Annotated in this window: 10 protein-coding genes; 2 read left to right on the top strand and 8 right to left on the bottom strand. The window is 59.5% G+C overall.

The window, feature by feature from the left end; translation table 11 throughout:
- Positions 1-141: 141 nt before the first annotated feature.
- The 5 genes from B8991_RS14630 to B8991_RS14610 are packed head-to-tail and all read right to left on the bottom strand — an operon-like array spanning position 142 to position 7,141.
- The gene (locus B8991_RS14630; RefSeq protein WP_084353736.1) at positions 142-2,808 is read right to left on the bottom strand and encodes a phosphoenolpyruvate carboxylase; all 2,667 of its coding nucleotides are present in this window, start codon (positions 2,806-2,808) and stop codon (positions 142-144) included.
- Positions 2,808-3,779 (bottom strand): 2-hydroxyacid dehydrogenase, encoded by a 972-nt coding sequence (locus B8991_RS14625; RefSeq protein WP_084353735.1) that lies wholly within the window; start codon positions 3,777-3,779, stop codon positions 2,808-2,810. Before B8991_RS14625 ends, B8991_RS14630 begins: the two co-directional genes overlap by 1 nt.
- A 12-nt stretch (positions 3,780-3,791) precedes the next feature.
- Positions 3,792-4,673: a succinate--CoA ligase subunit alpha gene (gene sucD / locus B8991_RS14620; protein WP_084353734.1), complete on the bottom strand. Its 882-nt coding sequence runs from the start codon at positions 4,671-4,673 to the stop codon at positions 3,792-3,794.
- Positions 4,673-5,869, bottom strand: a complete 1,197-nt coding sequence (locus B8991_RS14615) for a malate--CoA ligase subunit beta (RefSeq protein ID WP_084353733.1) — start codon at positions 5,867-5,869, stop codon at positions 4,673-4,675. The genes sucD and B8991_RS14615 overlap by 1 nt, the downstream gene beginning before the upstream one ends.
- Before the next feature lie 24 nt (positions 5,870-5,893).
- Positions 5,894-7,141, bottom strand: coding sequence for a pyridoxal-phosphate-dependent aminotransferase family protein (locus B8991_RS14610; RefSeq protein WP_084353732.1), 1,248 nt, complete (start codon positions 7,139-7,141; stop codon positions 5,894-5,896).
- 201 nt (positions 7,142-7,342) lie between these two features.
- On the opposite strand from B8991_RS14610, the gene B8991_RS14605 reads away from it, so the two are divergent.
- Positions 7,343-7,999 (top strand): response regulator transcription factor, encoded by a 657-nt coding sequence (locus tag B8991_RS14605; RefSeq protein WP_235866642.1) that lies wholly within the window; start codon positions 7,343-7,345, stop codon positions 7,997-7,999.
- Positions 8,000-8,097: 98 nt separating this feature from the next.
- Entirely contained in the window at positions 8,098-9,075 is a 978-nt protein-coding gene (locus tag B8991_RS14600; RefSeq protein WP_084353731.1) for an HpcH/HpaI aldolase/citrate lyase family protein, read from the top strand.
- Positions 9,076-9,331: 256 nt separating this feature from the next.
- Here B8991_RS14600 and B8991_RS14590 read toward each other — a convergent pair whose 3' ends face one another.
- From B8991_RS14590 to folD, 3 genes are read right to left on the bottom strand one after another with little or no spacing between them, the layout of a single operon-like run.
- A complete protein-coding gene (locus B8991_RS14590; RefSeq protein WP_084353729.1) occupies positions 9,332-9,760 on the bottom strand; it encodes a group II truncated hemoglobin in 429 nt (142 codons plus the stop codon).
- A gap of 49 nt (positions 9,761-9,809) precedes the next feature.
- Positions 9,810-10,703 (bottom strand): bifunctional 5,10-methylenetetrahydrofolate dehydrogenase/5,10-methenyltetrahydrofolate cyclohydrolase, encoded by an 894-nt coding sequence (locus B8991_RS14585; RefSeq protein WP_084353728.1) that lies wholly within the window; start codon positions 10,701-10,703, stop codon positions 9,810-9,812.
- Positions 10,700-11,590 carry a bifunctional methylenetetrahydrofolate dehydrogenase/methenyltetrahydrofolate cyclohydrolase FolD gene (folD, locus tag B8991_RS14580; RefSeq protein WP_084353727.1) on the bottom strand — a complete coding sequence of 297 codons (891 nt, stop codon included), beginning with the start codon at positions 11,588-11,590 and terminating at the stop codon, positions 10,700-10,702. The genes B8991_RS14585 and folD overlap by 4 nt, the downstream gene beginning before the upstream one ends.
- Between the last annotated feature and the right edge of the window lie 35 nt (positions 11,591-11,625).

Here is an 11,625-nt window from a genome sequence, read left to right as displayed (position 1 = left end):
AGCTCGATCTCGTCGCGCTGGCGGCCAAGCTCGCCCGTGATCGCGGCAAAAACATCCGCGTCACGATCAGCAAGCGGTTCAGTGAAAAATCCAGTGGCGCGGTGGGGGGCATTCATGTCTGCATTTCCTTCGATATTGGGGCTATCCGGTCCAACCAAGTGCGGCGGCAACACAATTCATGGATTGCATCAGCGGCACACTTCCCGGACCATCTGTCTTCGAACGGCTGTCTTTCAGCAACGCGATCTGCATATCATGCACGCGGTCCAGTTCTCCCCGAACCCGCGAAAAGCGGCTGCTCATCATGGGGAAACGGGCACCGATCTGGCCGGAGCCGGTGATCGTGCGCAGGCATTGGCAGCTTGCCTCGTATTCGCGCTGGATCATTCCGAATATGTTGTCGCGAATGTCGGTATCGGCAAGCAGTTGGGCATAGCGCGCCGCCACATCCATATCCGTATGGAACAGCGACTTTTCCACTTCGTCCACGATCAGCCGGAAAAGCGGCGATTGCGCGAACATGGCCCGCAGCAGCACATCGCCCTCTTCCTTGCGGAACCGTCGAAAAGAGGTGATCGCGGACCCGAATCCATACCAGCCCGTGATAAGGTGACGGTTCTGCGACCATGCAAAAACCCACGGGATCGCACGCAGATCATCAAGGCTTTCGGCCCCGAAACGCCGCGCCGGGCGTGACCCCATCTTGAGCATCGCCAGCTCCTCGACCGGGCTGGCATATTGGAAATAGCTCACGAAGCCGGGCTGGTGCAGCAAAGTGCTATAGGCGGTCTGCGACATTCCCGACAGCGCCTCCAGCGCGTCGTGATAATCGGGCCTGTTTTCGGGCGCGACTTTGCTCAGCGACCGCGCAAGAACCGAGGATGCGAGCAGTTCCAGTTCATGTTGGGCAGTGCCGCGATTGGCAAATTTGGACGAGACGACCTCGCCCTGTTCGGTGGTCCGCAGCTTGCCGTGCACAGTGCCATGTGGCTGGGCCGCGATGGCACGTTCCGTCGGCGCGCCACCCCGGCTGACCGACCCGCCGCGCCCGTGGAAAAAGACGGGGCGGCAATCATGTGCCTTGAGACTGCGGGTGATGTTGCGCTGCGCCTTTTCCAATTCCCAGGTGGAACAGATGAATCCACCATCCTTGTTGCTGTCGGAATAGCCCAGCATCACCTCGATCTGATTGTCGCGGCCGACAAGGCTGCGCCGGGCCAGCGGCACCTTCAGCAACTGGTCCAGAATCTGTGGTGCAGCGCGCAGGTCATCTATCGTCTCAAAAAGCGGGACAACAGCCAGGTCCAGCTTTTCGGCCCCAAAGCCAGCGTATCGCGCCAGCAAATAGACCCCAAGCAGGTCGTCACAAGACCGCGTCATCGACAGGATAAACGGACCCATCGCCTGCGGATCGCCGCCCAGAGATGCCTGTCGCATCAGTGTCAGCAACGCCATCATTTCGCGGGCTTCGTCGCCCAGCTTGTCGTGATCGACCCATCGCAGATCGGCGCTGCCCAGATCCTGCCGCAGACGTGCAGACCATTCAGGTGTTCCATATTCAGGCGGGGTTTCGGTCAATGTCCAGATTTCGGCGATCACGCGCGTGGTCACGGAAGAGTTTTGCCGGACGTCCAGCGTAACGGTCCGAAACCCGAACACCTCCGCCTGCCAGCGGATCGGCTGGATGTGTCGGGCCGCCAACCGGGCGGCACCGATTGCGACAAGGCCGTCCGCGATCCGGCGCAGATCCTGAATAAAGTCCCGAACCTGCCGATACGTCCCTGCCCCACCTGATTGCGTGGCCTTTATGCGCCGCGCAATCGCGCTTAGCGCCTGACGAAAATGCTCGCCGGGATTGGGGTGGAGGGGGCTGTCGGCAGGTGGCGCTGCATCTATGATCTTTGTCAGCACTTCAAGCGTCTCAGACGGCAGTCCGGCAATCGCGGTGCTGACACTGATGTGGCGCGCGGCATCGGTCAGTTCGGACACATATCGCGCAAGGATGGTTGCCCGGTTCCTCTCCAGCGCGGCGCGCGTGGTCTGCGTTGTGACATTGGGGTTGCCGTCGCGATCCCCACCGATCCAGGAATGGAAATGCACACAAGGCGACGTATTGCCCCCGATACCGAAGCGGCTTTGCGCGGCATCATGGAACCTGTGATAGAGTTCGGGCACCGCGTCGAACAGCGCATCGCGGAAAAACTGCAAGCCCCATTCGATTTCATCCTCGGGCGTGGGGCGTTGCAAACGCAACTCACCGGTCAGCCACAGAAGGTCGATTTCGCTTTCCAGATCGCGCATGAGGTCGCGCCGTTCGCGCGGCGTCCAACGGCGGGTTTCCAGCTTCACCAGACCGCGATATATGCGGCGATGAATCTCCAATACGGTCACGCGCTTTGCTTCGGTCGGGTGGGCCGTCAGCGTCGGACCGACAGACAGGCGCTGCGCGGCATCGTCGAATTCCGACCGCGACACATCGGCCGCGTCAGCCAGTGCTCTGGCAAAGCTGCCACTCACCGCATCGGCACCGTCTTTGGTCTCTGCCTCGCGCCGGGCCCGCATCGCGGCGTTTTCCTCGACAATCTTGAGAAGCTGAAACCAGATGTTCAGTGCCTGAAGGTAGCTGGCCTGATCCTTGCCTTGCGGCAGGGAGCCATCAGAGCTGTCGAGCAAAGGCAGGGCCTGCGGCGCGCGATGTGAGATCACATTGCGCCACAGTTCCTGGACCTCCGTCCGCAGGGTGTCGGCATAGGCATCGGACACTGCAAGAGCGTGCTCCGGCCCGGTGGACGCCTCGGCTTGTGCCATCAGTTGACCCTGTCCCTCGGTTCGCGCCCTTCAAAGAAATCGCGCAGGTTATCAATGACCCTGAAGCCCATTGCCTCGCGGGATTCGTGGGTGGCGCTGCCCAGATGCGGCAGCATCACCAGACGGTCACAGTCCAGAAGGGCCGGATTGATCCGCGGTTCGCCCACGAACACATCAAGTGCTGCCCCTCCGATCGTGTTGAACCAAAGCGCCTGCGACAGCGCCAGTTCGTCTATCACCTCGCCACGGGCCGTGTTGATAAGGAAGGCATCCGGTTTCATCAGTTCCAGCCGGGCAGAGTTGATCATGTTGCGGTTTTCGGCACCGCCCGGACAATGCAGCGAAACGAAATCGCAAAGCGGCATCAGGGTTTCGATGTCATCGACCTGGGTGGCGTTGCATTGCGCCAGCACTTCGGGCGCGACCTTGCTGCGGTTTTGCACCACGATCTTCATGCCGAAACCATGATGCGCCCGGCGGGCAACCTCCTGACCGATCCTGCCGAACCCGATGATCCCGAGCGTCTTGCCCGAGACCTTGGTTCCAACCAGATGCGTCGGCCGCCATCCCGTCCAGCGGCCTTCGCGGATCTCACGTTCGCCTTCGCCTGCCCGCCTTGCAACCATCAGCAAAAGCGTCATGGCAAGATCGGCGGTGCATTCGCTGAGAACATCCGGTGTGTTCGTGACGGTGATCCCAAGATCATTCGCGGCGGCGATGTCGATATGGGTATAACCGACCCCGTAATTGGCGATGATCCTGGTCTGTACAGACTTCATCTGCATCGCCTCGCCGCCGATTGAATCGGTGACGGTGGGCAGAACCGCATCACAGGAAGACAGCGCCGCCCGAAAATCTTCCGGGCCAAGCGGTTTGTCCGATGTGTTGAGAACCGTATCGAAACTTTCGGAAAGTTGCGCTTCGACCGCTGCGGGCCAGCGACGCGTGACCAGAACCTTGGGCTTCACCATTGGAACAACCTCCTATTGCATGACACGTTCGATGGTTTCACCGATCACCGCAGGGTTTTCGGCAACGGTCACGCCCGCGGCGGTCAGAATTTCCACCTTTTCGCTGGCGCTTTCCCCGAAGGCCGAGATGATCGCACCGGCATGCCCCATCGTGCGGCCCTTCGGTGCGGTCAGACCGGCCACATAGGCGACCACCGGCTTGCTGACGTGATCGCGGATATATTCGGCGGCTTCGGCTTCCTGCGGCCCGCCGATCTCGCCGATCATGCAGATGGTATGCGTGTCCGGGTCATTCTCGAACTGTTCAAGGATATCGCGGAAGGAGGACCCGTTGATCGGATCGCCGCCAATCCCCACCGAGGTGGATATCCCGATCCCACGCTCCTTGAGCTGGGCCGCGGCCTCATACCCCAACGTCCCGGACCGCCCGACGATGCCCACATTGCCTTGCAGATAGATATGTCCAGGCATGATCCCCAGAAGCGCCTTGCCGGGGCTGATCGTTCCGGCACAGTTCGGGCCGGTCAACACCATGCGCCGCTCTTTCGGATAGCGGTACATGTAGCGTTTCACCCGGATCATGTCCTGCGCGGGAATGCCGTCGGTGATGCAGACGCAATACCGGATCCCCGCATCGGCAGCTTCCATTATACTGTCGGCGGCAAAGGGCGGCGGAACAAAGACAAGGGTCGCCTCGGCACCCGTTTCGGCGACGGCTTCCTTCATCGTGTTGAAGACGGGAACGCCTTCGACGGTTTCGCCACCCTTGCCGGGCACGACACCGCCCACGACATTGGTGCCATATTCGATCATGTCCTTGGTATGGAACCGGGCCATTTTGCCGGTAATTCCCTGCACAAGCACTTTCGTGTCGCGGTCCAGATAGATGCTCATTACACGGCCCTCACTTTGGTGCTTTGATCAAGATCGCTCTGCCATGCGCCGACGGCGCGTTCAGCGGCTTCGACAAGGGTCGTTGCCCTGATAAGTGGCAGACCGCTTTCGGCGAGGATCTTCTGACCCTCCTCGACATTGGTTCCGGCAAGGCGCACGATCACCGGCACGTTGACTTCGACTTCGCGCAGCGCCTTCACCACGCCTTCGGCCACCCAGTCACACCGGTTGATGCCGGCAAAAATATTGACAAGGATCGCTTCGACCTTGGCGTCGGACAAAACCAGACGGAATGCCTTGGCAACCCGTTCAGGCGTTGCGCCGCCCCCGATATCGAGGAAATTCGCTGGTTCGCCGCCGGCAAGCATGATTGTGTCCATCGTGGCCATTGCAAGCCCGGCACCGTTGACGATGCAGCCGATATTGCCATCCAGACCGACATAGGACAGTCCGCGGTCGGCCGCGCGGCTTTCGCGCGGATCTTCCTGCGATTTGTCGCGCAGTTCGGAAATCTGCGGATGCCGGAACAGCGCGTTGTCGTCGAAGGTCATCTTGGCGTCGAGCGCCAGGATACGGTTGTCCCCGGTGATGACCAGCGGGTTGATCTCTACCATCGTCGCGTCAAGCTCGGTGAAAGCGCGGAAACATCCCTGAAGGGTGCGCACCATCTGCTGCACCATCCCTGCGTCGATCCCCAGCTTGAAAGCGATCTCGCGACACTGGAATTCCTGCAAACCCACAGCCGGTTCGACGGTGGCGCGCACGATACTGTCAGGTCGGTCGGCAGAGATGTCCTCGATCTCCATGCCGCCTTCGGCGCTCGCCACGATCATCACGCGCTGGCTTGTCCGGTCCAGAACGAAGCCCAGATAGATCTCGCGGTCGATCGGCACCGCCGCCTCGACATAGACACGGTAGATGCCTTTGCCTTCGGGGCCGGTCTGATGCGTGACCAGCCTGCGACCGAACATGTTTTCCGTGACTTCCTGAATTTCGACGTCGCTGTTGCAAACCTTGACGCCGCCGGCCAAGCCTCGCCCGCCGGCGTGGATCTGCGCCTTGACCACCCAACGCTCACCGCCCATTTCGCGGGCGCGATATGCGGCCTGTTCAGGGCTGTAGGCCAATGCCCCTGGGGGCACCTCGACGCCAAAGTTGCTCAGCACTTCCTTGGCCTGATACTCGTGGATATCCATAGTTCTGTTCCTCCCGGTGACAGATTATTCCGCTGCGATATCGGTGTCGTAATGCCGGTTCAGCCCATCGCGGACCGCATCGGTGTCGATCTTGGCACCCAATTCGCGCATCGCCTCGCCAAACCGTGTCGCGATCTCAAGGATCGCTTCCTGCGTCAGCAGGTTGAGAATACCGATACGGATCTGCACCGGTTGCGACAGTGTCGGCCAGATACCGAAACCGTTGGCCCGACAGTTCTGCACCAGTTCCATCTCGCGGCCTGCCAATTCCTCGGGCAGGTTCAGCACCACCAGCGACGTCATGTTCGACGACACCTTGCACCCCATTGTCGTCACGGCTTCGCGGAGCGCTGCCTCGTGGAAGGCATAATCCCGTGCGCGCTGTGCGACGCCATGCTGAAGCGTGATCCGCAGCGCCTCGTGAAAGGCGGCGACGGCATAGGGGCTGTGCGTGCGGTGATAGACACCCTTCTCTGCATCCTTGCCGTCGATAATGCCCCAGTGACGCGCTTCGAGGATCGGATGATGCACGAAGCTGCGGCAGCCCGTGGATTTCAGAACGTCGATATAGCGATCGGTGAAGGACACCGGAGCGTAGGTCAGCGGCAGGCAGCAGATGCCTTTCTGAGGGCACGAGGCCCACCCATGCACGCCGGGGAAATCGTCAATCCGGAAATCCTCGACGCCCAGCGACGACACAGCGTCGATCAGGCCCATGACATCATAGCGCTCGCAGGCATCCGAGAACCCGCGCAGATCGTTGATCCGGCCTGAACCGGTTTCCCAATGCGCCATCGCGGCCCATTTCGGTTTATGCTCTGCCAGGGCTTTTTCAACGATTTCGCCGCTGACTGACTCGCCATGCGGCACGTCGATGATGGTGACAAAGGCGGGCTTGGGGTCAAGTGGATTGGCTGCGAGTTCCTCGGCGGTCGCTGCCTTCATGCGGACAGTCAGGCCATCGATCCCTGAAAACGTGCCGTTGTTGAACACGACGACCTTGTCGCCCGGCATCACCGCGTTGAACATTACGTCCAGGCCGCTCCAGCCCGTACCGGCAACGCCGAAAGTATGAACGTTGCGCGTACCCATTACATCGCGCAACATGTGTTTTGCCTCGACCATGCCGCGCAACACATCGGGTTGCATATGATCCGCGACCCCCGCAGCGGTGAAACGCTGCAACACACGAGGATCGGTATTGCCGGGCCCAGGCCCTGCGGCAAGAGTTTGCGGAATGTCGAGCTGCGGGAAGATCTCAGTGTCGGTCATGCTGATATTTTTCCTATCAGTTAATTTCCAGTCCTCTTCAGGAAACACCTACTCGACAAACCGCACAACATCCGTCATTACTGCTTTTGGGTATCTAAATGGGTGGTAATTTTCCTATTCTTTCAGGCAAGAATGCTACGGTATACAGATTTTACCCCTACCCAGAGGCATGGTTTATTCAGATAAAGGCTATGATTTGATATGGTTAAGGAAATCGCACCACCGATCAGCATCATGTTGGCCGACAGCAATCCGCTCGTGCTGTCGGCGATGTCCGCCTATTTCGAACGCGACAAGCGATTCTCTTTGATTGCGACCTCCGGTACCGCCGAAGGTTTTCTTGGAACGGTCATGCGGGTGCCGGTGCAGGTCGGTGTCATCGACTGGAATCTGCCCGTGCTTGGCGGCGCCAGGTTGCTGGAAGTATTGCGCGAGCACGAAAAAGCACCGCGGCTTGTCGTCTATGCGGATGAGAACAGCGATGCGCATCGCGGGGCGATGGCGGCAGGTGCGGCCGGTTTTGTGGCGCGGAACGGCCCTGTCGAGGGGTTGCTTGACACCTGCATCGCGGTCGCGGCGGGCCAGATGGTCTTTCCGTTTCTCGATGTGCGCGACCTTCAGAAGGATCCGATCCATTCCCTGTCGCGGCGGGAACGGATCATGCTCGAGGCGCTGTCGAAAGGTCTGACCAATCGCGAGCTTTCGAAGGAATTGGATATTTCGATAAACACCGTGAAATTCCATCTCTCGAACCTGTTCGAAAAACTCTCGGTCAGGAACCGGGCGCAAGCGATCGCTTTCTACTACAGCAGCCGCTTGCCCGGAGAACGTGCCTCGCGTCAGCAAGCAAAAGAATGACCCAGTTTGACAGGCTCGGAATTATTTTCTTGACAGGAAACTATTCTTCCTACTTGCATAGGGGCTGCCAGAGCAATGACCGCCAAGGAGCATAGAACATGAGTTTCCATCCAATCGAACAGGCCCCCGGACGCCTGAACAGAAGCGAGTTGGCCGTTCCCGGAAGTCAGCCGCAAATGTTTGAAAAAGCAGCTGATTCCGACGCCGACGTGATCTTTCTGGATCTCGAAGATGCCGTCGCTCCCGACGAAAAATTGCAAGCCCGAAAGAACATCATCAAGGCGTTGAATGAAATCGACTGGGGACGAAAATCCATGTCGATTCGAATCAACGGGCTGGATACGCACTACATGTATCGCGACGTTGTCGACATCGTTGAACAGGCCGGGGAACGTCTGGACCTGATCATGATACCCAAAGTTGGCACTGCCGCAGATGTCTACGCGGTGGACATGTTGGTGACTCAAATCGAGGATGCCACAGGTCTGAAAAAGCGCATCGGCTTCGAGCATATCATCGAAACAGCCCTGGGCATGCAGAATGTCCATGAGATCGCCGCCGCATCCAAACGCAACGAAAGCCTGCATTTCGGTGTCGCGGACTATGCTGCAAGCACCCGCGCCCGGACCACGGTTATCGGCGGCGTGAACGAGCATTACTCTGTGCTGACGGACCCCGATGGAGACGGAAATCGTCAAACTCATTGGGGCGATATGTGGCATTACGCCATTTCACGCATGGTTGTTGCCGCCCGCGCCAACGGGTTGCGTCCGCTTGACGGCCCGTTCGGCGATTTTTCCGATCCCGACGGGTTCAAGGCAGCCGCGTACCGTGCGGCTGTGATCGGCTGCGAGGGCAAATGGGCAATCCACCCTAGCCAGATCGCCCTCGCAAACGAGGTGATGAGCCCCTCCAAAGACGAGGTGGATCGGGCCGAACGTATCCTCAAGGCGATGGCCGAAGCCGAAGCGGCAGGCAAAGGTGCTGTATCGCTTGATGGCCGTCTGATCGACTATGCCTCCATCCGCCAAGCCGAAGTCCTGGTGGAGAAGGCCAAGCAGATCAGCGCCGGCTAGCATTATGGCTGACGCGCATTCTGGCGCGTCAGCCGTCTACCCATCCCGTGAATGTCGCCGCTGCTGCCTTGCAGTAGCATGACAGTATCGGGCGCACCCGTCGGCACACCCCTCCCGGCCGACGGGTGCCATTTGCCATCCGACGCGCGATAAGATCGCTCTTGCAGTCCTTCGTCGCCTGAATGCGAAAAAAGGCGCGCCTGCCCCGGCAGACGCGCTTGCAATGCGAACGTTCAGAGAGTGCCAAAGAAGATTATCAGGTTTTCTGCGGTCCCTCGGTCGCTGGGACACCCCAGGCACCCAAATCGTTGACCAGAAGCATCGCCACACGCCGGAGCACGCCGCGCAATCGTTCGACTTCAGGTCCGGCAAGCCCGTTGGCTTCGAGTGCCTTATCCATACAGGTCAACCAGTTTTCGGCTTCCGCTTCTGAAATCGGCACATGTTCATGCATCAATTTCACGTCCATATGGCCGAATTTCTCTTCGTAATAGCGCCGACCACCCAGAAAACCGGACATGAAGTTGAACTGTTCCAGCCGGACATGCGCCAACCCATGGCCCCGGTCATGCATCTTCTTGATCTCGGCACCTTCGGGCATCGTCTCGATGAGGTCGTAAAAATCATTCACCAGCTTGCGCAGCGCGTCTTCGCCGCCGATCTGTTCCAGCATGCTCTGCTTCATGTTCGTCCTCCTTCCTCTCAAAAAGAGACCCGCCAAGATGCAGTCAGCCTCAGCAGATCCAGCCAACCTCCTTCTGACGCTGGTGCGCGATCATCGCGTTGCGCATCAGAATGGCCACCGTCACCGGCCCCACCCCGCCCGGCACAGGCGTCACCCAACCGGCGACCTCCTTGACGGCAGCCGTATCAACATCTCCGACGATCTGGGTTTTACCGGATGCGTCGGTGATCTGGTTGATACCAATATCGATCACGACCGCGCCCGGCTTGACCATATCAGCCCCGATCAGATGCGGTTTCCCCACCGCAACCACCAGGACATCCGCGCGCCGCGAATGCATCGCAAGCGCCCTGGTCATGTGATGACAGACGGTGACGGTCGCACCCTCCGCCATCAAAAGCAAAGCCGCCGGCTTGCCGACGATCTCCGAATGGCCGACCATGACAACTTCGAGCCCCTTGAGCTCCAATCCGGTTTCCCTGATCAATTCAACCGCCGCCGCCGCCGTACAGGGTGCCAGCGCCATGTCTGAATAGACGATATTCCCGATGGAGGCGGGGTTCATACCCTCCACATCCTTCAACGGATGAATAGCCGACTGCAACGAGCGGACATTGATATGATCCGGAACAGGGCGTTGCAGAATGATGCCAACAATGCTGGGATCGTCGTTCATCTCGACGATCAGTTGCTTGCACTCTTCCTGGCTGACCTCATCGCTCCAGAGCTCTTGATAGAAGCGCAGGCCGGCCTTTTGCGCGGCCAGCGCCTGATTGCGCACATAGACCGCGACTTCGGGGCTGTCGCCGATACTGACGGAAACCAGCCGAGCGCCCTTCTGGCCGATATCGGCACCCGCGAAATAGGCGGATACATCATCCAGAATACGCGCCATGACGGCCTTGCCGTCGATCAGCCGATGGTCTTGTGGCGCATCCTTCACGCCGTGAGTCCCTCAGGTTCAGCAAGGCCATTCGCCCGGCAACAGGCCGTCACGGTGTTCGCCAGCAAACAGGCAATGGTCATCGGGCCGACGCCACCCGGCACGGGCGTGATCGCGCCTGCCACGGCGGCACAGCTGTCGAAATCGGCATCGCCGACCAGCTTGTTCTTGCCATCACGCTCGATACGGTTGATGCCGACATCAATCACGGTCGCGCCTGGCTTGATCCAGTCGCCAGGCACCATTTCGGGCCGCCCCACGGCGGCAACGACGATATCCGCGCGTCGCACCACATCGGCAAGATCCTTCGTGCGGCTATGCGCGATGGTCACGGTGCAGCTGTCTCCCAGCAACAATTGCGCCATCGGCTTGCCCACGATATTGGACCGTCCAATGACAACCGCGTCCATTCCCGACAGGCTGCCATGGTGGTCTCGCAGCATCATGAGACAGCCCAGCGGCGTGCAGGGCACCATGCTTTTCTGCCCGGTGCCCAACAGTCCCACGTTGGAAATGTGAAACCCGTCGACATCCTTTTCCGGCGCGACCGAATTGATCACCAGATCTTCGTCCAGATGTTTCGGCAAAGGCAGTTGCACCAGAATGCCGTGAATCTCGGGATCATTGTTCAACTGGTCGATCAGTGACAGCAGATCGGCTTCTGACGTATCGGCATCCAGCTTGTGCTCGACCGAATTCATGCCGACCTCGACCGTCATCTTGCCCTTTGAACGGACATAGACCTGCGATGCCGGATCTTCGCCGACAAGCACAACCGCCAGACCCGGCTTGATGCCATGGTCTGTCTTCAATCGCTTCACATGCTCAGCCACCTGTTCGCGCACGCGTGCCGCGAATGCCTTGCCGTCGATGATTGTCGCTGTCATCGGATTACCTTCTTGTTTGTCTGGGCCGGAATATC

Origin of the sequence: Primorskyibacter flagellatus (assembly GCF_900176485.1) — a bacterium.
Classification (GTDB): Bacteria; Pseudomonadota; Alphaproteobacteria; order Rhodobacterales; family Rhodobacteraceae; genus Primorskyibacter; species Primorskyibacter flagellatus.
Note: the sequence above shows the minus strand (reverse complement) of the source record. Positions and strands in the feature narration are given on the sequence as shown.